22 protein-coding genes are annotated in these 21,392 nt (G+C 40.2%); 10 read left to right on the top strand and 12 right to left on the bottom strand.

What is annotated here, in order from left to right; genetic code table 11:
- Positions 1 to 17: 17 nt before the first annotated feature.
- The gene (locus ACP2AF_RS11360) at positions 18 to 401 is read left to right on the top strand and encodes a DUF1801 domain-containing protein (protein ID WP_425236271.1); all 384 of its coding nucleotides are present in this window, start codon (positions 18 to 20) and stop codon (positions 399 to 401) included.
- A 127-nt stretch (positions 402 to 528) separates the two neighbouring features.
- Here the strand turns inward: ACP2AF_RS11360 and ACP2AF_RS11355 are convergent, their stop codons facing one another.
- The 4 genes from ACP2AF_RS11355 to nusB all read right to left on the bottom strand — a co-directional run bounded on the left by ACP2AF_RS11355 (position 529) and on the right by nusB (position 3,918).
- Positions 529 to 1,878: a Gfo/Idh/MocA family protein gene (locus ACP2AF_RS11355; RefSeq protein WP_425236270.1), complete on the bottom strand. Its 1,350-nt coding sequence runs from the start codon at positions 1,876 to 1,878 to the stop codon at positions 529 to 531.
- Between the two features lie 261 nt (positions 1,879 to 2,139).
- Positions 2,140 to 2,430, bottom strand: coding sequence for a preprotein translocase subunit YajC (yajC, locus tag ACP2AF_RS11350; RefSeq protein WP_425236269.1), 291 nt, complete (start codon positions 2,428 to 2,430; stop codon positions 2,140 to 2,142).
- Between the two features lie 26 nt (positions 2,431 to 2,456).
- The gene (locus tag ACP2AF_RS11345; protein WP_425236268.1) at positions 2,457 to 2,927 is read right to left on the bottom strand and encodes a DUF1573 domain-containing protein; all 471 of its coding nucleotides are present in this window, start codon (positions 2,925 to 2,927) and stop codon (positions 2,457 to 2,459) included.
- Positions 2,928 to 2,970: 43 nt separating this feature from the next.
- Complete coding sequence (gene nusB, locus ACP2AF_RS11340; RefSeq protein WP_425236267.1) at positions 2,971 to 3,918, bottom strand: transcription antitermination factor NusB; 948 nt, start codon at positions 3,916 to 3,918, stop codon at positions 2,971 to 2,973.
- A gap of 178 nt (positions 3,919 to 4,096) precedes the next feature.
- On the opposite strand from nusB, the gene ACP2AF_RS11335 reads away from it, so the two are divergent.
- The 3 genes from ACP2AF_RS11335 (at position 4,097) to ACP2AF_RS11325 (ending at position 8,921) form a co-directional block, all read left to right on the top strand.
- Positions 4,097 to 5,845 (top strand): ABC transporter ATP-binding protein, encoded by a 1,749-nt coding sequence (locus ACP2AF_RS11335; RefSeq protein WP_425236266.1) that lies wholly within the window; start codon positions 4,097 to 4,099, stop codon positions 5,843 to 5,845.
- An 85-nt stretch (positions 5,846 to 5,930) separates the two neighbouring features.
- On the top strand, positions 5,931 to 6,302 hold the full coding sequence (locus ACP2AF_RS11330; RefSeq protein ID WP_120712784.1) for a PUR family DNA/RNA-binding protein: 372 nt from the start codon (positions 5,931 to 5,933) through the stop codon (positions 6,300 to 6,302).
- An 87-nt stretch (positions 6,303 to 6,389) separates the two neighbouring features.
- Complete coding sequence (locus ACP2AF_RS11325) at positions 6,390 to 8,921, top strand: M14 family zinc carboxypeptidase (protein WP_425236265.1); 2,532 nt, start codon at positions 6,390 to 6,392, stop codon at positions 8,919 to 8,921.
- A gap of 32 nt (positions 8,922 to 8,953) precedes the next feature.
- Here ACP2AF_RS11325 and ACP2AF_RS11320 read toward each other — a convergent pair whose 3' ends face one another.
- A complete protein-coding gene (locus ACP2AF_RS11320; RefSeq protein ID WP_425236264.1) occupies positions 8,954 to 9,988 on the bottom strand; it encodes a lysophospholipid acyltransferase family protein in 1,035 nt (344 codons plus the stop codon).
- A 271-nt stretch (positions 9,989 to 10,259) separates the two neighbouring features.
- On the opposite strand from ACP2AF_RS11320, the gene ACP2AF_RS11315 reads away from it, so the two are divergent.
- Genes ACP2AF_RS11315 through ACP2AF_RS11305 form a run of 3 tightly spaced genes read left to right on the top strand, consistent with a single transcriptional unit; the run spans position 10,260 to position 11,684 of the window.
- Positions 10,260 to 10,820: a thioredoxin family protein gene (locus ACP2AF_RS11315; protein WP_425236263.1), complete on the top strand. Its 561-nt coding sequence runs from the start codon at positions 10,260 to 10,262 to the stop codon at positions 10,818 to 10,820.
- A 15-nt stretch (positions 10,821 to 10,835) separates the two neighbouring features.
- Positions 10,836 to 11,159: a cupin domain-containing protein gene (locus ACP2AF_RS11310; protein ID WP_425236262.1), complete on the top strand. Its 324-nt coding sequence runs from the start codon at positions 10,836 to 10,838 to the stop codon at positions 11,157 to 11,159.
- Positions 11,160 to 11,162: 3 nt separating this feature from the next.
- Entirely contained in the window at positions 11,163 to 11,684 is a 522-nt protein-coding gene (locus ACP2AF_RS11305) for a GNAT family N-acetyltransferase (protein WP_425236261.1), read from the top strand.
- Positions 11,685 to 11,719: 35 nt separating this feature from the next.
- Here the strand turns inward: ACP2AF_RS11305 and ACP2AF_RS11300 are convergent, their stop codons facing one another.
- Positions 11,720 to 12,262, bottom strand: coding sequence for a YfiT family bacillithiol transferase (locus tag ACP2AF_RS11300; protein WP_425236260.1), 543 nt, complete (start codon positions 12,260 to 12,262; stop codon positions 11,720 to 11,722).
- Between the two features lie 166 nt (positions 12,263 to 12,428).
- Between ACP2AF_RS11300 and ACP2AF_RS11295 the strand changes: the two genes are divergently transcribed.
- Entirely contained in the window at positions 12,429 to 13,067 is a 639-nt protein-coding gene (locus ACP2AF_RS11295; RefSeq protein ID WP_425236259.1) for a peroxiredoxin, read from the top strand.
- A 194-nt stretch (positions 13,068 to 13,261) separates the two neighbouring features.
- Here ACP2AF_RS11295 and ACP2AF_RS11290 read toward each other — a convergent pair whose 3' ends face one another.
- A complete protein-coding gene (locus ACP2AF_RS11290) occupies positions 13,262 to 14,026 on the bottom strand; it encodes an SDR family oxidoreductase (RefSeq protein WP_425236258.1) in 765 nt (254 codons plus the stop codon).
- 111 nt (positions 14,027 to 14,137) lie between these two features.
- Positions 14,138 to 15,052 (bottom strand): helix-turn-helix domain-containing protein, encoded by a 915-nt coding sequence (locus ACP2AF_RS11285; RefSeq protein ID WP_425236257.1) that lies wholly within the window; start codon positions 15,050 to 15,052, stop codon positions 14,138 to 14,140.
- Between the two features lie 189 nt (positions 15,053 to 15,241).
- On the opposite strand from ACP2AF_RS11285, the gene ACP2AF_RS11280 reads away from it, so the two are divergent.
- Positions 15,242 to 15,436 carry a cold-shock protein gene (locus ACP2AF_RS11280; protein ID WP_120712775.1) on the top strand — a complete coding sequence of 65 codons (195 nt, stop codon included), beginning with the start codon at positions 15,242 to 15,244 and terminating at the stop codon, positions 15,434 to 15,436.
- 519 nt (positions 15,437 to 15,955) lie between these two features.
- On the opposite strand, the gene ACP2AF_RS11275 is transcribed toward ACP2AF_RS11280, so the two are convergent.
- The 3 genes from ACP2AF_RS11275 to ACP2AF_RS11265 all read right to left on the bottom strand — a co-directional run bounded on the left by ACP2AF_RS11275 (position 15,956) and on the right by ACP2AF_RS11265 (position 19,248).
- Complete coding sequence (locus ACP2AF_RS11275) at positions 15,956 to 16,888, bottom strand: peptidylprolyl isomerase (RefSeq protein WP_425236256.1); 933 nt, start codon at positions 16,886 to 16,888, stop codon at positions 15,956 to 15,958.
- Between the two features lie 102 nt (positions 16,889 to 16,990).
- The gene (locus ACP2AF_RS11270; protein ID WP_425236255.1) at positions 16,991 to 18,367 is read right to left on the bottom strand and encodes a M28 family peptidase; all 1,377 of its coding nucleotides are present in this window, start codon (positions 18,365 to 18,367) and stop codon (positions 16,991 to 16,993) included.
- A complete protein-coding gene (locus ACP2AF_RS11265; protein WP_425236254.1) occupies positions 18,364 to 19,248 on the bottom strand; it encodes a PPK2 family polyphosphate kinase in 885 nt (294 codons plus the stop codon). The genes ACP2AF_RS11270 and ACP2AF_RS11265 overlap by 4 nt, the downstream gene beginning before the upstream one ends.
- 196 nt (positions 19,249 to 19,444) lie before the next feature.
- Here ACP2AF_RS11265 and ACP2AF_RS11260 point away from each other — a divergent pair, with 196 nt between their 5' ends.
- The gene (locus ACP2AF_RS11260) at positions 19,445 to 20,152 is read left to right on the top strand and encodes a hypothetical protein (protein ID WP_425236253.1); all 708 of its coding nucleotides are present in this window, start codon (positions 19,445 to 19,447) and stop codon (positions 20,150 to 20,152) included.
- 68 nt (positions 20,153 to 20,220) lie between these two features.
- On the opposite strand, the gene ACP2AF_RS11255 is transcribed toward ACP2AF_RS11260, so the two are convergent.
- Positions 20,221 to 21,384, bottom strand: coding sequence for a sigma-54-dependent transcriptional regulator (locus ACP2AF_RS11255; protein ID WP_425236252.1), 1,164 nt, complete (start codon positions 21,382 to 21,384; stop codon positions 20,221 to 20,223).
- Between the last annotated feature and the right edge of the window lie 8 nt (positions 21,385 to 21,392).

The raw sequence follows: 21,392 nt of genomic DNA, 5'->3' as shown, positions 1-21,392 counted from the left end.
ACATCTACATCGCAATCATGGACAATTTAAAAAAGGTCGAAACATATTTTCAAGAGGATCACCTATTTAAAGAGAAGATTGCCACTTTACGAAATTTAGCGCACAAAACGGAGGCCACAGAAACTTTTAAGTGGCATGCCCCGGTATATACCGTTAACAACAAAAATGTGTTTTGGATAGCACGGTTTAAGAATCATTTTGGATTGGGTTTTTTTAATGGAGTACTTCTAAGTGACCCAAAAAGGGTCTTGGAAAATGCTCAGAAGGGAAAGACCTTGGCCATGAGACATTGGAAATTCACCAAAAATGATGAAATTGATGAAGAGGGTGTGCTTGACTATATGAAAGAGGCCTTGGAAAATCAAAAAAAGGGCATTGACGCAAAGGCCCTTAGGAAATAAAAAAGAATAAACCTCCTAAATACAAAACCCAAAAGACATTAAATAGCAACCCTAGACAGTATCAAAATTCCAAATCCCTTCCAACACATGATAGGTCTTTTTGGAAGGGATTTGGAATTTGAGTTTTTTAAATCATAGGTAGTTTCCAACCGTTTTGATAATTCGCCTTCATATACTGGTTGGCTTCCTCTTCCTTGAACTTTGCATTGGCCGTGTCCCAGTAAATTCTATTGCCTGTTTTAAAGGCAACATTTCCCATATGGGATACCAATGCCGCATCATAGCCCACCTGTATTGGTGCCGTGAGCTTGGAGGCATCCCTTGCCTTAACGGCATCAATAAAATTAACGGTATGCAGGTCAAGGCCACTAACCCCATCTTTATCTTTTAAAATTGCTTCCATTTTTGGTGTTCTTTCCTTGCCCCATCCATTGAAGCTTTTTTCTGGAATTACCTCCCACCCATTTCTATCCAGTACTAAAGTGCCGTTATTCCCAATAAAGGAAATACCGTGATTGCGGCCGTAATTGCCACCATCTATACCCGTAGCATGTTCCCAAAGAATGGAGAAGCCATCGTATTCAAAAACCGTCTGTAAAGTATCTGGGGTTTCAGAGGCATCATCCGGATAGGCAAATTTCCCCCCTAGCGCCATTACGGACTTTGGTCTGCCCGCCTTCATTCCATAAAGGGCGTAATCTATTAAGTGAACGCCCCAGTCCGTCATCAATCCGCCGGCATAATCCCAAAACCATCTAAAGTTAAAGTGGAATCGATTTGTATTAAAGGCTCTTTGCGGAGCAGGGCCCAACCACATATTATAATCCACGCCTTTGGGTACGGCTTCATCGCCAACAACCGGAACAGGTTTCATCCATCCTTGATAAGCCCATGCCTTGGCCAAGCGTATCTCTCCCAATTTACCCGAATGCACAAAGTCAATTGCATCTACAAAATGCGGTTGACTACGCTGCCATTGACCGATTTGGACCATACGATCACTGGAATTTACATAATTCAGCATAATATCGGCCTCCTCGATTGAATTCGCAATGGGTTTTTCACAATATACATCCTTGCCTGCCTGTAGGGCATCTGTTAATTGAAGGCAATGCCAGTGATCTGGAGTACCTATGATAACCACGTCTATGTCCTTGTTTTCTAAAAGTCGTCTATAGTCCTTATACCATTTTGGTTTTTTGATTCCCGCTTTTTCCAAATCCGCAGTGCGGGACTCAAGTACATTTTCATCGACATCGCACAAAGCGATTACATTGGTCTCGCTTATTTTCAGCATGGAGCTTAGGTCACTAAAACCCATCCCTTTACAACCGATGACCCCCACATTGATACGATCATTAGGTCCTACTCTTTTTCGCATGGTCGCCAACAGTTCCATAGGGAATGCAAATGCAGCTCCTGTTCCGGCGAGGGCCAGGGAACTTTTTTTGATAAAGTTTCGTCGATTTTGGTACATAACTGTAGTATTTTATTTTGCCTTTCAAGATAGTGATTTTCAATGAAAATTATTCTATAATTTAGGCAGGAGACTACCTTCTTTACATCCAAATGCACCGATGTAATTTTTAGACGTTAATCTATTAATTTAGGTCTTGGCAGAGAAGATGGCCAAACATCTATTTTAGGTAGGCCCTAAGCCATAAAATGATTTAAAATTTTGCATAAAAAAACGCCGATTTTAGAAATCGACGTCCTGAGTATGTTTATGTAAACAAATCTACTTCTTGGCCGGGGCGCTTAGTTTCTTGCTCATTTCCAAAGATATGGCGGAGCGATCAAACTTGATCTTTCCCGCCATGGTCTCCAAGACACAAGAGTGATCCTTGTCATTAAGGTCCACCACCTTACCGTACATCCCACTTTTTGTGACTACCTTATCTCCTCTTTTAAGTTCTGCGGCAAAACGTTTTTCATCCTTTTGCCTTTTCATCTGTGGACGGATCATAAAAAAATAAGCCACCACAAAAATGAGGATCATTGGCCACATCCCCGCTATACCTTCTTCCATTGTTTACGAATCTAGTTCTTAGTTAATTAGTTCACTGTAGGACCTACAGGAGCAGTACCTTTAGGGTTTACAAAGGCCTTTATGCGCAAAAGCTCGGAACCCTTCTCGGTGTTGGCGGTAACCGTAATGGTCTTTGTAACCTGGTTTTGACCGGATCCGTTGAACTTTACCAACAACTCCCCTGTTTCTCCCGGGGCTATGGGGTCTTTCGGTGGGTTAGGCACCGTACAACCACAGCTACTTTTGGCATCCGTTATGATCAATGGGGCATCGCCGGTATTGGTAAACTTGAATACGGTCTCTTGGGGAGTTCCTTGTTCAATGGTTCCAAAATCGTGCTCAGACTTTTCAAAAGCCATGACTGGAAGTTTTTTGGCCGCCTCGTCTCTTTCAGCGGCTTGTGCCACCTTATCGGTGTCTATTTTACTCGATGCATTTTCCTTACAGGAAACTGACAATAGCGCTATTAAACCTAGGCTTAAAACTATTCTTTTCATTATGTAATATTTTTTATATTCCGTAAAATTACAGAAATATTGTTTATAACAAGCCCCTGCCTGTTTTTTTAAGTTTTCCCGCTACCCTGTATTCCTTTACCAGTTTATCCAAAATACCATTGATGAATATGCTACTTTTTGGTGTTGAATACTCCTTTGCAATTTCCAAAAATTCATTTATGGTCACTTTTTCAGGAATGGATGGGAAGTTCAAAAGTTCGCAAATCGCCATTTTAAGTAAAATAGCATCAACATCCGCTATACGGTCTTTGTCCCAATTTGGGGTCTTGCCCTCTATCTCCTTCTCCCAACGCGAATTATTCAGCAATGTAGTTGTCAGGAGCTTTTGGGCAAAATCCATATCGGCCTGATCCTTTAGCAGTTTGGGCAAGAAGAAGGATTCATTATGGCTTTCCTTGGATTTCTTCAATAGTTTTAAAACAAAGGTATTTACAATAGGAATGTCATCCACCCAGGTCAATTTGTCGTCTTCAAAATATTCGTAAATCTTTTCGTTAGGGGCAATTATTTCACGGAATATATCGAGAACAAACTGCCTATCTTCTTCATAACCGCTTTGATTGGAACGCATATACTGGTCATACTGCTTACTTTCCAAAATTTCCTTATAAATCAGTTTTACATATTCTTCGTTCAGATACCAATTTTGAAGTTTTCTTTTTTTCAGCTCACCCTCCAATAAACTATTATTGGAAATCTGCAACAGTAGCCTGTTGTTTATGAATTTCTCTTTTTTGGGATACTCATCAGAGGCGCCCGACAAATATTTTTTTGAGGTAATTTTTAAATGACCGCTGGCCTTATGTTGTATTTCGGATAACAAACTTAGTACCAATAAATAGAGAACGTACATCCCTTCAATACTCGTCCTTAGAAATTTTTGTTGTTTTTCCAGGGAATCATCTTGGGATTGGGTCAAAGCGTAAATGCACTGCATCACCTTTACCCTAATATGCCTTCTCGTCAACATTTGCGCAGAACTTTTGAAAGAATTGGGTTAATCATCGCCCCGCAAAAATAGCAATCTATTTTTATTCTGTGCCAAGGCTCCAAGCTTTATCTTAGGTATTTTATAACATTTGTTTATCTACCAAAGGCCTATCTTTGGCAAAATCGAAAATACGCATTACACCTAGCCCAACGGTTGCATGAAGGAATTAAAGCACGTTAATAAATACTTCAAAAAATATTGGTTCAAACTATTGGTGGGCATTTTAATTACCATCATTGCCCGAATATTTCAATTGGTGATGCCTTCTTATGTGAACAATTCCATACAAGTGGTGGAGGATTTCATGGCCCAAAAAATAACTGAACCTGTGGCAAAAGAAATGCTTTTGGAGTTCATCTTGATTATTGTAGGTGCAGCCTTGCTATCCGGGTTCTTTACTTTTTTAATGCGTCAAACGATTATTAATGTTTCACGATATATTGAATATGACCTGAAGAACGAGGTTTTTGACCACTATCAATTGTTAAGCCTTAGTTTTTATAAAAAAAATAGAACCGGGGATTTGATGAACCGCATAAGCGAAGATGTGGGCCAAGTACGTATGTATGCCGGGCCGGCAGTGATGTATGGTATGAATACGGTTACCCTTTTTGCCTGTATCATCCCCATTATGTTCATAAAGGCACCTACCTTGGCGGCATATACTTTGATACCGCTTCCCATTTTGTCCGTCCTTATTTATAAAATCAGTAAAGTCATCCATAAACGTAGTACGGTGGTCCAAGAATACCTGTCTACCCTATCTACTTTTACGCAAGAAGTTTTTTCCGGAGTGTCCGTAATAAAGGCATATGCCCTGGAGACTCAGGTGAGCGGTGATCTAGGGGTCTTGGCCGTAGAAGGGAAGAATAAAAGTATGGACCTGGCCAAGGTAAACGCATGGTTCTTTCCTTTAATGATCCTGCTAATAGGTATAAGCAATATTTTTGTTATCTACATTGGTGGGAAACAATACATAGACGGAGAGATAAATTCCGTGGGGGTTATCGCCGAATTTATTTTATATGTAAATATGCTTACTTGGCCCGTAGCCATAGTGGGATGGCTAACCTCCATCGTACAACGCGCGGAGGCCTCGCAGAAGCGAATAAATGAATTTCTAAAAGAGCGTCCTAAAATACGTAATCAGGTAGTTGAATCAATTCCCATTAGAGGAAAAATCGAGTTCAAAAACGTATCCTTTACCTATGAGGATACCAATATTACTGCGTTAAAGGATATTTCATTTTCCATTGACCCAGGAGAAACGGTCGCCATTTTGGGTAAAACAGGGGCCGGGAAATCTACCATTCTCGATTTAATTACCCGTCTTTACGATGTGTCTTCCGGTGAAATCTTAATAGATGACATTCCAGTAAAAAATATAAACCTAAAAACCCTGAGAGAATCTATTGGGGCGGTACCTCAGGATGCCTTGCTATTTTCCGACACCATTGAAAGCAATATAAAGTTCGGTAAATATGATGCCATGGAGGAAGAAGTTATAACCGTGGCAAAAAACGCCGCGGTACACGAAAATATCATGGGCTTTACCAAGAAGTATGATACCGTACTTGGGGAAAGGGGAATTACTTTAAGTGGAGGTCAAAAACAAAGGGTCTCCATAGCCAGGGCGCTATTAAAAGACCCTAAGGTATATTTGTTCGATGACTGTCTCTCGGCCGTGGATACCGAAACAGAAGAGGAAATCTTAAATAATTTAAAGAAAGTTTCCAATAATAAAACGACCATTATCGTAAGTCATAGGGTTTCATCGGCAAAGAATGCGGACAAGGTTTTCGTCCTGGAGGATGGCCAGCTTTTACAGGAGGGTACACATGAGGAATTGAACAATGTAGAGGGGTATTACAGAGAGCTTTATATCAACCAACTCTCTGAGAAATAAACAATCAAATTGTTGCCTTATTCCCATTTTTTTCACATTTTTGAAGGATTAATACCATTTATTTAACAACTATAAACTACACAAAATGAGCGAGAGAGAACTAATGGATCAGGAAGAAATCCATTCCAAGGTTTTAAGGGCTGGCAGAAGAACCTATTTTTTTGATGTAAGAAGCACTAAGGCCGGGGACTATTATTTGACCATTACGGAAAGTAAAAAGTTTACACATGATGACGGTTCTTTCCACTATAAAAAACACAAGATATACCTTTACAAAGAGGATTTTCAGGCGTTCAGGGAAAATGTTGAAGAAATGATGGATTTTATTTTTGATGAAAAAGGTTCCGAGGTAATTTCCGAGCGTCATCAGAAAGATTTTAAAAAAGAGGAACCCAGTGAGAATGGAGAAATAAAATCCGCGGAAAGCTTCACAGATGTTGATTTTGATGATATTTAAATTAGGAGTTTCTTAAATAGTATGATAACGGCTCTTCGGACAAAGGGTCGTTTTTTGTTTTTGCCATTTATAAATTTTAGGTCTTATATGAGAACAGCTATTCCCTTGTTTTTGCTCTTTTTTACTTGTCTTACATGTCTGTCCCAAGAATCCTTGGACTTGAATTACTACCTTCCCCAAGGCATCAGCTACAAAGAGGATATTCCCACTCCGAAAGAAATTATTGGCCATGAGGTAGGTGAATGGCACGTAACCCATGACAAGCTTATGTTTTATATGCAGACTTTGGCCGAAGCAAGTGAGCGCATTACCATTGAGAGTAGAGGCGAAACCTTTGAGGGGCGACCAATTTTATTACTCACGGTAACCTCACCAAAAAACCATAGGAAACTTGAAAACATCAGACAGGAACATCTTGCCTTGACAGAAGAAGGAGGAAATTCCTTGAATACCGAAAAAATGCCCTTGGTCGTGTATCAAGGATTTTCCATACACGGCAATGAGCCTAGCGGATCTAATGCAGCATTGGCCTATGCCTACTATTTGGCGGCGGCCGAAGGGCCCGAGATTGCAGAGACCTTGGACAACTTGGTCATTTTATTGGATCCCTGCTTTAATCCAGATGGGCTACAACGTTTTGCCTATTGGGCCAATACGAACAGGAGCCAGAACCTAAATGCCGATAATAACGAAAGGGAATACCATGAGGTATGGCCCGGTGGGCGTACCAATCACTACTGGTTTGATATGAACCGTGATTGGCTACCTGTTCAATTGCCGGAAAGCCGGGCACGCATCCATACCTTTCATAAATGGCAGCCAAACATCTTAACAGACCATCATGAAATGGGCACGAATTCCACTTTCTTTTTTCAACCAGGGGAACCTTCTCGGGTCCATCCCCTAACATCCAATTTGAATCAAGAACTAACGGCAGAAATCGGAACATATCACACTAAGGCCTTGGATAAGATTGGATCGTTGTATTATTCGGAGGAGAACTATGACGATTATTATTACGGCAAAGGCTCTACCTTTCCGGATGTTAACGGAAGTATTGGAATTCTTTTTGAGCAGGGCAGTTCCCGTGGACATATCCAGGAGAGCGAAAATGGTCTCCTCACCTTCCCATTTACGATCCGTAATCAATTCACCACCTCACTTTCCACTATAGAGGCGGCTAAAAATATGCGGACCAAAATCCTGGAGTATCAACGCGATTTTTATACCAGTGCAAGGAATGAAGCTTCGCGCAGTAAGACCCAGGCCATTATTTTTGGAAATAGTAAGGATGCTTCCAAGGCTTGGCATTTGGCCGAAGTTCTACATCGGCACGGCATAAAATTTCATGAATTGGCCAACGACATGACATTAGACGGGAAGCGTTATAGCAAGGGCTATGGTTATGTAGTGCCCATGCGCCAAAAACATCACCGCCTCATAAAAGCAATGTTCGAAAAACGGACCACATTTAAGGACAGCCTTTTCTATGACGTATCCGCTTGGACCTTCCCCCTGGCCTTTAATATGGACTATGCTGAAGTAAACACATTGGAAAATATAGGTTCTGAAATAACCGAACTTACCGATGTATCGGGAAGTATTGATACCAATAGCAATTATGCCTATCTTTTCGAATGGCACGAGTATTATACCCCCAAAGCCCTTAACATGATATTGGAAAAAGGGTTACGCGCCAAAGTCGCCAAATATCCTTTCTCCTTAGAGGGCAAGCAATACGACTATGGAACCATTATGATCCCCGTTCAGAATCAGGAATTGCAACCTAAGGAACTTCATGATTTTTTAAGTACAGTTGCCCAAAAAAGCAAAGTACATATAAAGTCAGTCAGTACTGGGCTTACTAAAGGGATAGACTTAGGCAGTAACGACTTTGATCCCTTAAAAAAACAAAAAGTGGCCATCTTGGTCGGCCAAGGCATACGTTCTTATGATGCAGGTGAGGTCTGGCATTTGTTCGATACCCGATATGATATGAAAATCACCAAAATCGACGTTTCCTATTTGGATAAGGTAGATTTGACAAAGTATACGGACCTTATAATACCAAGCTCCAGCAGTGCCAGCATGGCTTTGGCCGCGAAAGGTTCCCAAAAGCTAAAGGACTGGGTAATGCAAGGTGGAACTTTAATAGGTTACAGAAGCGCAACCGAGTGGTTTGAAAAAAATGAGCTGATCAAGCTCAAATTCCGAAAGGATACTTTAGTCGCCAAAAATATTTCGTTTGGGGCAAAAAATGATTTCAAGGGTGCGCAAGTGACTGGCGGGGCTATTTTCCAGGCCAAATTGGATCGATCCCATCCTATTAACTATGGGTATAAAAATAATCGATTGGCACTTTTTAGAAATACAAATATTTTTATTGAACCGGATAAGGATAGTTATAACAATCCAATCCAGTATACGGATACCCCATTATTAAGCGGGTACATTTCTGAGGAGAATTTGGCCATGTTAAAGGGAAGTGTACCTTTTCAGGTCCAGAAGTTGGGTAAAGGCAGAGTTGTGGTATTTACGGATAACACAAACTTTAGGGCATTCTGGTATGGTACCAATAAATTATTGATGAACGCCATTTTCTTCGGTGGGATCATGTAACGTAAAGCTAAAAAACCAGGACAATAACATCCCTAATCATTCTGCAACTTCACATAACCCAAATTGAAAAGAAAAATGCCTAGGACTATAATAAAGGCAGTTAAGGGGGCATACAAAATCATAAACACTACAAACAAGAATACGTAATAGCACGGGTAGGCCATAAGGGCAAAACCAAATCTGATGGTGGCGGTAAACTCCGGTTCCCAAACCCTAGGTTTTACCATAGTCTTCCAAAGCAGTATAATAGGGAAATTAAAAATGTAAAAAGCAATTTGGAGAAACCCTTTTTCCCGTTTCCTCTTTACATGGGTCTGAATCTCCAAGGGTTTTAGGTTTTTCAATTTTGAATTGACTTTCGTCGGGTCCAAATAATCTGTTCTTTCCGTATCCAAACGTTTTATAATGGTATCATACGAGGCTTCGTCCTCTATGTGGGTGGTCAACATTTTTAGTGCCTCTGAAACCCTTTCTTTGATGATATGGGTAGACGAAATTAAATTAGAGGCATCATAAAACCGTTGTACGGAAATATCCTTGCCGAAATAAATTGCTGCTGAATCCGGGAAACCTTCGGCATTCTGATAATTTAATCCAATAGGTACCAAACGAATGTCCAAATTTGGGTTTTGCCGTAATGCAGCAAATAGGATACGTGTAAAACCTTTGCTTAAGGGTCTAACTCTACGCTTTAGATTATGATTGGCCTCCGGGAACATCAATATGGCCTTTTCATTACCCAATAAATTTGCGCAATTATCAAATACCTCCGTATTGTTCTTTAAGGATTCACGACCATCACGAATCCGATAAATAGGTATCATCTGTAGAAAACCAAAAAACTTTTTTAGCAAAGGTTTTTTGAATACATCGGCCCTAGTAAGAAAATAAGGCTTGCGATTACAGTCTACGGCAATGAGCAGGACATCCAATAGTGCACTTTGGTGATTGGCCAGAAAAAGCACAGGCTTGTCTTTTGGAACATTCTCAAGACCATGGACCTTAATTTTGGAAAAGTATAGATGCAGTCCACTTTTTATCCAAGCCTTTATGAGATAATACCCCATTTTCTTTAAGTCAATTTTTTAATTTTTCCGTTTTTTCAATCTGGATTTGTAAAAATTCAAACGCAAATAGCAAACATCGTGGTTTAATTTAACGTAATCCATACTAAAAACTTACAAGTTGTATTTGGGGTACTCTATTAAAAATTTTTGAATATACCACTAGTTTGTTAAAACACAAGGTCGGCAAAATTCTTTTTAACTTTGATAGACCAAACGGTTTAATCGTTCCATGGATGTATTCAATGGCGATAAAAACAAAAATTTAAATCAAATGGCAAATACCCCTAGCAATATGTTACCCTTGGGTACAATGGCCCCTGAATTTAGTTTAACGAATACCGTTACCGGAAAAGAAGAGGCCCTTCAGGATTTAAAAGGTGATAAGGGAACCGTAATCATGTTTATCTGTAATCATTGTCCCTTTGTGAAACATGTAAATCCCGAAATCTCAAAACTAGGTCGGGAATACCAAAAAAATGGGATTGGTTTTATCGCCATATCTAGTAACGATGTTAAGAATTATCCCCAGGATGCCCCAGATTTAATGAAGGAGACAGCCCAACAGGAAGGATTCTCCTTCCCCTATCTTTATGACGAGACCCAGGAAGTAGCAAAGGCCTATGACGCCGCGTGTACGCCTGATTTTTATCTTTTCGATGGTACTCTAAAACTGATTTACCGCGGACAATTGGACGACTCCCGCCCTGGTAATGGAATACCGGTAACCGGAAAGGATCTTAGAAATGCCATTGATGCCGTTTTGGAGGAGAAAAAAATTGATACGTTTCAAAAACCAAGTATTGGCTGCAACATCAAATGGGCAGACGCTTAACATAAATTTCCTAAAATGAAAATAGGTACCCAAGAAGCATTGGACAGATTAGCGGATTCTGAATCACTTTTTTTGAACCTTTTTGAGCACGGCACTTTGGTTGTAGAAGTATATAAGCCCCAAAAAGTCGATTTACAAAAACCGCATACCCGGGATGAAGTATATATTGTAATTTCCGGTAATGGTGAATTTTTGAATGGTGGGGTCCGTACGGATTTTTCCCCCGGTGATTTTCTTTTTGTCCCTGCGGGGATAGAGCATCGTTTTGAGAACTTCAGCGAGGATTTTGCTACTTGGGTACTTTTCTATGGCCCCGAAGGAGGGGAAAAGAAAACCTAATTTATGGACATTGCTATCACTGCATTGACCCAAGAGTTATTTGATGTCTATTGTGCCATTGGAATTAAATCCTATAGGCAGTACTATCTACATCTCTGGGAAAACGCAGATCCTGCACCCTATATAGACGCTAGTTTTACCCATACCGTTCTTGATCGAGAATTGGCGCATCCCAACAATGAACATTTCATTATTTACCATGGAGCTTCTCCAGTGGGTATTTTTAAAGTACTATTGCATTCCAAAATTGCAACCTACTCCTCCAAAGAAGCGCTCCTATTGGAAAAGCTCTATCTCTTAAGGGAATACTCCGGTAAGGGTATCGGGACCGAGGTATTGAATTTTGTTGAAAAGAGGACCAAGGAACTAAATAAAAGGATACTTTGGCTGGATACTATGAAAAAGGGTCCTGCAGTAAATTTTTATCTAAAAAACGGGTTTGAAATTCTTAGGGAAGGAGTATTGGAGTTTCCAAATGTTTTGAAAAGCGAACGACAGATGCTTATACTGTATAAAGCTATTTAGTCCTGTTTTATCAATACTTACGAATCTCAGGGGACTTACCAGTTATTCTTGATCAGTACATTTTTGATGTGTGCGTAATGATGGTTCCCATGCCACACATATCTTCCTATATTCTCTTTTAAGGATGTTTCGGCCTTACTTTCAGGGTGGACGAACGTTCTTTCCAAATCCTTAGGGGAAAGCCTTCTTAACAAATAAACCAACTTGGCATGTATAGCGCTTAAGTGATTCAAGGACATTTCAATGGGTCCCGTCCTAGTATCCAATAAATCGGCCCAAGCCTTTTCATCATACGCCTTGATTATAGGTTGATCTTCCGTCAACGCCCATTTAAATCGCATATAGCTATTGTGGTGACTGTCCGAAACATGATGGATTACCTGCCTCACGGTCCATCCCTCCAGTCTGTACGGGGTATCCAACTGTTCATCGGAAAGATTCTTGACCAGAAGCTTTAATTTTTGGGGAAAGGTCTCCAATTCCAAAATCCAATCCTCGACAATTGAATCATCAAAGTTTTCTGGAAACACAAAATGTCCTATCGGGTAGCGCAGTTTTTCCAAATCGATTTTCTCCATAAAAACAAAGATAGATAAGATTACATGTTATTCGAAATAAAACCATGGCCTGTACAATTAAAGTAACATTAAACTTTAATAGATTTTTAACCAAAAAAATAAGGGATTGCTGTTTAATCCAATAATTTTGTAACACTTTAAAATTAACAACCTAAAAATATAGGATATGGCTACTATACGATTGGGCGATACTGCCCCAGATTTCACTGCTGACACTTCTCAAGGAACCATAAATTTTTATGATTATTTGGGTGATAGTTGGGGAATTCTTTTTTCCCACCCTGCTGACTTTACGCCGGTATGTACTACAGAATTGGGAACGGCTGCAAAATTCAAGGACGAGTTTGACAAGCGCAATGTGAAAATGATCGCATTGAGCGTAGATGGGGCAGAGTCCCATGCGGAATGGATCAAGGACATCAATGAAGTAGAAAAGACCACCGTCAATTTTCCTATTATTGCCGATGAGGATAGGAAAGTAGCTACGTTGTATGATATGATCCACCCAAATGCGGATGATAAACTTACCGTGCGTTCCGTCTTTATCATAGCTCCGGACAAGGCCGTGAAGTTAATACTCACCTACCCTGCTTCTACGGGGCGTAATTTTTATGAATTGCTTCGTGTTGTGGATTCCCTGCAATTAACAGCCTATCATAAAGTTGCTACCCCAGCCAATTGGGAACACGGACAAGATGTTGTGGTTAGTCCCGCCATCCCAACAGAACAAGCCAAGGAAATGTTTGCCAAGGGTGTGGAAGAAGTGAAACCTTATCTTAGAATGACACCGGATCCAACCGCGTAACAAGAAATGTATTTGTAAAAAAGCCCCCTTGCTTTCACAAGGGGGCTTTTTTATATCCAATTTAAATGGAGAACACTTTTCTGGATTGTATATTAATTTGATATTGAGCTCCCAAAAACCTTCTTTAAATTACCTTCTATCAGCTTCTAAAAGCATCTACCAGTGCTTCCCCTTGCCTATCAAAATGGTGCTTTTTATAGAAACATACCTCCGGAAACCTCCACACGTTGACCAGTAATCCATCGGGCGTCATCCGAGGCTAAAAAGGAAACTACACCACCGATGTCCTCGGACTCTCCTACCCTGCCCAAGGCGGTCATCTGCGAAATAAATCCGGATACTTGTGGGTTTTTAAAAGCTTCCCGGTTAACATCGGTATTTATTGCCCCGGGAGCCACTACATTTACCGTAATCCTTCTTGAACCCAACTCCTTGGCCAAATATCTGGTAAACGTCTCAACGGCGCTCTTCGCTGCGGCATAGGCCGCATGTCCGGGAAGGCTGAACCTTGCGAGCCCTGTTGAGATGTTGATAATCCTCCCTCCTTCATTTAAGAGCTTTAGCGCTTTTTGGGTAAGAAAGAATACTCCTTTGTATTGTATATCGGTAACTCTGTCAAAAGTATCCTCATCCATAGAAGCTATTGGAGCTTGTGGAATAATACCTGCATTATTTACCAAAATATCAATATTTGAAGCATTCAAGTTGGGTTTTAGTTCCATGTTTAGTCGGTTAAAAAAATCATCAAAAGTAGATACTTTCCCGGTATCCAATTGCAATGCAAAAGCCTTACCACCACCTTTTTCAATTTGAGCGACCGTATCATTGGCAGCTTCCCTATCCGAGTGGTAGGTAACCACTATGTTGGCTCCATTTTCCGAAAGCCGTATGGCCATTTCCTTTCCCAAACCTCGGCTGCTTCCTGTTACCAAGGCTATTTTTCCTTCCAAATTTTTCATCTTTTTTGTTTTTAGAGATTTGTATTATTTCTAAAACAAAGATGAAACTTACACTTACTGGGATAAAGGTGTATTTTTTAGAAAAGAAGGTATATTTCTTTGATAATATTCTTAGAAGCCTTTTCTGTACTTAACCGGTGATTTGCCTACGTACTTTTTGAAGAATTTGGAAAAGTGGGTCGCTTCCTGAAATCCTAAACTATAAGCTATTTCCTTAATCGGATTTTTGGAGTGGGATAACATGGCCTTGGCTTCGGATAGTATTTTTTCGTGTATCCAAGTATTGGCGGTTCGGCCGGTCTTGGCTTTGACTACAGTACTAAAGTAGCTAGGGTTTAACTGCTGTTGAGCGGAAAAGTATTGAACTTTAGGGATTTCCTTTTGCCCTTTGAAATCGTTCAGGAGTATTCGGAAATATTTTTCCAAATCCTTTTTAAATCTATTTACAATTTCCGAATCCCTACTATATTCCGTTTTAAAACCCCTATCCTTCAAAAGATATTCCTTGACCTTAAGCAAAAAGATCAAAAAAAATGAACTAACAATTTTATGCTTCAGAATAGTATCCTTTTGCTCCTCAATTATGATTTGTTCCGCTAAAGCATGTAGTTCTTTAAAGCGATGTTCATCCAAGTAACAGGGCGGTACTATTTCCGTCAATAAAAATGAGAATTCGTCAAAGACATCCTTGTGGATATATTCTTTTAGGAAGTTCTCGGAAACCGTGAATATAAAACCATAGCTTACCTCCCTGATATGAAAAGATTTTAAATGTCCAGGATTGGTAAAATATAACGTCCGCTCTTTTGTTGAAAATGTTCTATTGTCTATGCTATAATCCGTACTTCCTTTTTGTAACAATACAAAGGAATAGTAATTGGCCCTAAAAGTAGGGGATTTTGTAGGCCTTGGGTGTATGTCTTCCAATCGGTTTACGGTGAAATCAGAATCCTGATGGACTTGCCCACCCAAATCCTCGGATTTCAATAAGTCCGAAATCTTATTGTATGATTGTACTCCTCCCATCATTTAAAGATAAAAAGAATACTAAATGTGATTTGGAAGTCCTAATCTAAAAGTGGCTAATCTGTCCGTATTAAATCTCCAATAAGTCTTACAAGATGTTTTTACAAAAAGATAACCTTCAAAAAATCACCGAATTAAAAATTTTAACATTACCTTCGCGTTTTAATTTAATTTTTAATTTTTTTTATTATGGGTAAAGGAACAGTAAAATTCTTCAATGATTCCAAAGGATATGGTTTCATTACAGAAGATGGTTCAAACGAAGATCATTTTGTACACATTTCTGGCTTAATCGATGAGGTTCGAGAAGGCGATGTTGTGGAATTTGAGCTACAACAAGGTAAAAAAGGATTGAACGCCGTTAATGTGAAAGTTGTTGACTAGGTAAAGAATAGACTTTTTTATAGGATAGCCCTGGCAGTTTTGCCAGGGTTTTTTTATATGCTTTTCAAATAATTATAAGAATAATACTACTATTCCATTGATTTTGTTTAACAATTACGCAACCTTTTGCATTTATTTCCATCTAAATTTAAACAAAACAATACCCCACTTCTAACAAGAACGCACTATGTTAACCTTTTTTGGGATTCTTTTTTTGTTGCTTGTAATCAATATCATCCTGCTTCTTTTAAGTACGAAAAGTGCCAAAACCTTGGATAAATAGAAATATTTATAGATACAGGTAGGGTGCTAGCCTCTTTAGTTGTTTACGATGTATAGGTGATACTATAAATTGACCTACAAAGCAATAAACCTCAAAGATGTTGAACTTCTTTATACTATTATTAATCTTGGTTCTTGTAAATATATTACTGCTATTGGTCAGTATTAATCGCGCCAAATAGGTGAGGCTTAAAAAAACCTAAACAGTATTTACTCGGAAAACACTATGTTTAGTCCCTAACCTACTTTTACCAATTCAACATCGAATAGAAGGGTGGCATTTGGCGGAATAACTCCGCCGGCCCCTGCACTGCCATAGGCCAAATCCGGTGGAATAACAAATCGGGCCTTATCACCAACCTTTAATAGTGAGATGCCCTCATCCCATCCGGGGATTACCTGACCAATTCCTAGCTTGAAATCTATGGGTTGATTGCGCTGATAGGATGAGTCAAAAACTTGCCCGTTAAGTAACGCTCCTTCATAGTGCACAGAGACTTGTTGACCTTTTTCGGCTTTAGATCCACTTCCATTCTCAATAATCTTATAGCGAAGTCCACTAGGGGTCTCATTAAATCCTGCTGCGACTTTGTCCAGTTCTGCGGCTTGAAGCTTTCGCTCTTCTTCCAATCTCTTTGCTTTGGAACTTTCAAAACTATTAAATGCGTCCAACGCATTCCATTGTTCTGCCTCATCACCCACTCGTAGAATTTCCAAGTTCTCAATAACATCTCCCTGAGCAATTTCATCAACCGTTTCCTGTCCTGATGCTACATGACCGAATACAGTATGCTTGTTATCTAACCATGGCGTAGGTACATGTGTTATGAAAAACTGGCTTCCATTGGTACCTGGCCCTGCATTTGCCATAGATAGAATACCTGGTTCGGAATGCTTCAAATCAGGATGAAATTCGTCATCAAACTTATAGCCCGGATCCCCAGTACCGGTACCTTGAGGACAACCACCTTGAATCATAAAGTCCGGTATCACCCTATGGAACTTTAGGCCATCATAATAAGGTTCACCTTCGGCCTTCGCCGAATTGTTCTTTTTACCTTCGGCCAGTGCCACAAAGTTACCAACGGTCCCAGGAGTTTTATCGTGGGTAAGTTTTACTACTATCTCTCCTTTTGAGGTATTGAATTTGGCATAGATTCCGTCTTGCATTTTTCGCTTTTTTTAATGAGCGGCAAAGGTAGGAAATTTTGTTGGGTATGGAGTTTCAATTGGAGGCCCTGAAAGCAAAAAATAAGCCTCTACAATTTACCTCTAATTCACAATTCCATAGGTATCAAAAAGATAAACCAAACTGGTCATGGCAGCTGCGCCCAATTCCAATTCACGTTTATTAACATGCTCGAACGTATCGTTTTCCGCATGATGATGGTCAAAATAGCGTTGGGAATCAGGACGAAGCCCCGCCAATACCATTTCTCCATTATCCAATGGACGAATGTCGGCCCCGGAATACCCTTCTTTAAAAAAATGGACCAAATAAGGTTCAAATAATGAGGCCCAGGACTGTGCCTGTTCTAAATTGGCCTTCGAGGATTCAAAGGAAAAACCTCTAGGAGAAAAACCGCCAGCATCACTTTCCAAAGCAAAAATGTGGTTCTCTTTCTTTTCGTAGGCGATTTTCTTGTACCTGTTTCCACCGCGAAGTCCATTTTCCTCATTCATGAACAAAACAGCACGGATGGTTCGTTTTGGTTTGTATCCTGTTGTTTTTAAAAGGTTAAGCACTTCCATGCTCTGTACACAGCCGGCCCCATCATCATGTGAACCGTCTCCTAAATCCCATGAATCTAAGTGACCACCTACTAAAATTATCTCATCAGCATGGGTAGTTCCGGTAATTTCACCAATAACGTTAAAGGATTCCACGTCTTCCTCCTGTCTGCAACTTTGCTTAAAATAGAATTTAATTTTCGGATTAAGTTTTAAGGTAGTACTTAACAATTCAGCTCCTTTGGTACTTATGGCCGCGGCGGGAATCCTATTCTCCAAAGGAGTATCACCATAGCTCATGGCACCAGCATGTGGGTAATCGTCCAAACGAAGTGTCATTGAACGGACTACAACACCCACGGCACCATACTTGGCCGCCTCCTCTGCCCCGTTATAACGCTGGTCCACGCAACCGGTATAAGATTCAAAAGTATCTATTTCCGTAGGATTCATCGGTCGATTGAAAAATACGATCCTACCCCTTATCTTCTCTTCCCCCAAAGCCTTTAAATCTTCCAAGCCCTTAACCTCTACAACATTGGCCTTTAGACCAACCAGAGGTGTAGCTACAGATCCCCCTAAAGCACATATGGGTACATTGGTGGTTATTCCAGGATTGGTCTCAATATAGGCAAATTCAGGGGTTCCCCTTACCCACTTGGGAACCATAACGGGCTGTAACCAAACACGATCTAAGCCTAGCTTATCCAACTGGGCCTTGGTGTAGTCTACCGCCTGTTGCGCCTGTACGGAACCAGAAAGTCTTCCTCCTATTTGATTGGAAAGATGGTTGAGCCAGTTGTAAGCTGATCCCTGGGTCAGGGCGGCATCATAAATACGTTTTATTTGTTGCTCATCTTTGGTCTGTGCTATGGTAATCAGACTTGCAAAAAAAAACAGTACACTAATTTTTTTCATTTCCCTTCATTTTCCAATTGCCGGATGTAAGCCTCTAAATTAGTCTGTATTTCCGGATCTAGCTCAGGTTCTTGGATATCTTTGTATTTTTTTAACTCTTGAAGTAGGATGGAAGCTGTAATTACCCTTGCAGCATCCTTATTATCTGATGGGATAATGTACCATGGTGCATGCGGTTTGGAAGTTTTATTGATTGCCTCCTCATAACATATCTGATATTGATCCCAAAGCTTGCGTTCTTCCAAATCGCCTGGGGAGAATTTCCAGTTTTTTCTTTTTAACCTTAATCGCCTTAACTGTCTTTGACGTTGCTCCTCTTTTGAAAGATGCAGGAAAAATTTGAAAATTATCATTCCGTTTTCAGCAATATGGCGTTCAAAATTGTTAATCCTCTCAAAACGCCTATCCCAAAACTTCTGATCTACATCTTCAACGCTAAGAATATCCGGCATATTTTCACTCAAAAGGTATTCTGGATGAACTCGGGTCACCAATACATTTTCATAGTGAGTTCGGTTAAATACACCGAATTTTCCTTTGGGCGGAAGGGCGATGTAGTGCCGCCAAATATAGTCGTGCTTGCGTTCTAAATCCGTGGGCACTTTAAAACTATGTACCACAACACCACGTGCATTAAAATCCTTGAATACTTCTCTGATCAAACTGTCCTTCCCTGCTGCATCCATTCCTTGGAGGCACACCAGAACACCGTATTTACCATGGGCATACAAAGTATCTTGAAACTCCCCAAGTTCCTCTCGGGTTTGCTCCAACGCTTTTTTCAAGTCCTTTTTTGATGCATCTAGGTCCACATAGGTTGGAGAATCTTGCAATTTTATGGGTGTTCCCACCTTATAATGGGCTAAATCTACTTTCTTCATGAGTGGAATATAAAATATTTTCTCGTTGAAATACAGCGAATGTTAAAAAAATTGACCGTTTGTCATCCAATAAAACCGCTTCATCCAAAATTTGGGTTCTGATATCCCGTCTATCGAAAAAATAGGCCCCTCTACGCTGTAATGCTTAACTTTACACTGTAAAATGTCCCAAATTTTACCCTTAAATGATCACAACATGGAAAAGTGTACAATAGTGCTATGCGCTCTTTTTTCCTGCCTATTATCTTCCTATAAGCCTAGCCCCGCTTGCGAATATGCGGGTTCTAATATTGGCTTTGTTAAGTCTCAGACCGAAAAGGCCATTGCCATGGAAAATATCAATCTAGCCCGGTATTATACCTATAAGGCCTTGAACGCTATTGTTAAATCCAGACAACAACTTTCGGAATGTGGTTGCGAGCATGCAGTACTAAGTATAGAGGAAGGGTTCGATAACTTGAAAAGAGCCACCCGTACCACTACATTGAGGGCCACCAAGATATTATTGAATAGGGCTCTAGAGAATACCCTTGAAGGCTTGGAAGCAGTCTTAACATACGAAGCACATGATAGCCCTTATCCAAGTGATGTTTTAGTAATGAACACCAAGATGGCAAAGAAAAAAAAGATAGTTCTTAAAGATACCGATATTAATGCCCTAAGGAAGAAGATCGATATGTCCTTGGTAAACTACCAAAAGTCATTGGATAATGTAATTAATTCCGTGAACTGTAAGGAGGCCAAAGCCTTTGCCAAAAAAATTCACGACCATTGCGAACAACAACTTCTAAAACCCAATTTAACCGAGGGTAAAAAATACTACAATCTTAGGACCAAGCAGATTTCCAAGGAAGCCCTGGAGCGCTTGGAGGGCTGTGGAGATCAATTACTAAGTAGCAGATAAACGAATTTTTAGCTTCCACCCATTTCAAATAGCATTTATTCGGGAGCATAATCTGCCATATATGTAGATTATTTGCTGGCAAAAAGGGTAACATCTGCCTCACTAACTTCTTTCCCGCCTAAAATTATTAGCCGTTCTACCACATTTCGAAGCTCACGGATATTTCCGGTCCAATCGTAGGTCTTCAACAGTTTAATGGCCTTGTCCGAGAAAGCCTTTGGAACTATACCTTGTTCGGATGCAATTTTTTTAGCAAAATGTGCTATCAGCAATGGAATATCCTCCCTGCGTTCGTTCAAGGAAGGAACTTTTACCAAGATAACCGCCAATCTATGGTATAGATCCTCCCTGAATCTTCCTTCTTCAATTTCCTTTTTTAGATTTTTATTGGTGGCCGCAATCACACGTACATCAACTTTAATATCCTTGTCCGTCCCAACCCTTGAAATCTTGTTTTCCTGTGAGGCCCGGAGCACTTTTGCCTGAGCGGAAAGGCTCATATCACCTATTTCGTCCAAAAAAATGGTCCCCTTGTTGGCCGCCTCAAACTTTCCCGCCCTGTCCTTTACAGCAGAGGTAAAGGCTCCCTTGACGTGACCAAAAAGCTCACTCTCTATAAGTTCGGACGGTATAGCGGCACAGTTGACCTCTATAAAAGGAGCACTGCTTCTTTGGCTTTTTTCATGAATCCAATGTGCTACCAATTCTTTTCCCGTTCCATTGGAACCAGTTATCAAAACCCTAGCATCCGTAGGGGCCACCTTTTCTATCATGTCCTTAATAACATTGATTTCCTTGCTTTCGCCCACCATTTCATAGTTCTTACTTACTTTTTTCTTAAGAATCTTGTTTTCCACAACCAATTCCTTACGATCCAAGGCGTTGCGTACCGTAGTCAAAAGCCGGTTCAAATCCGGGGGCTTGGATATATAATCAAACGCTCCCAAACGCATGGTATTAACGGCCGTATCCAAATCGCCATGTCCGGATATCATGATAAAGGGAATTTCAGGCTTAATTTTCCGGGCCGCCTCCAAAACCTCAACACCGTCCATTTTGGGCATTTTTATATCGCAAAGCACCAGATCATAATCGTTATTCTTAATAGTTTCCAAGCCTTTTAGACCATCCTCGGCCTCCTCCACTTGATAGGTATCATTCTCTTCCGAAAGGATTTTAACCAAAACTCTCCTTATGGCCGATTCGTCCTCTATTACCAATATTTTTGACATGCGTTAAT

This window comes from Ulvibacterium sp. (assembly GCF_965248315.1).
Taxonomy (GTDB): Bacteria; Bacteroidota; Bacteroidia; order Flavobacteriales; family Flavobacteriaceae; genus Ulvibacterium.
Note: the sequence above shows the minus strand (reverse complement) of the source record. Positions and strands in the feature narration are given on the sequence as shown.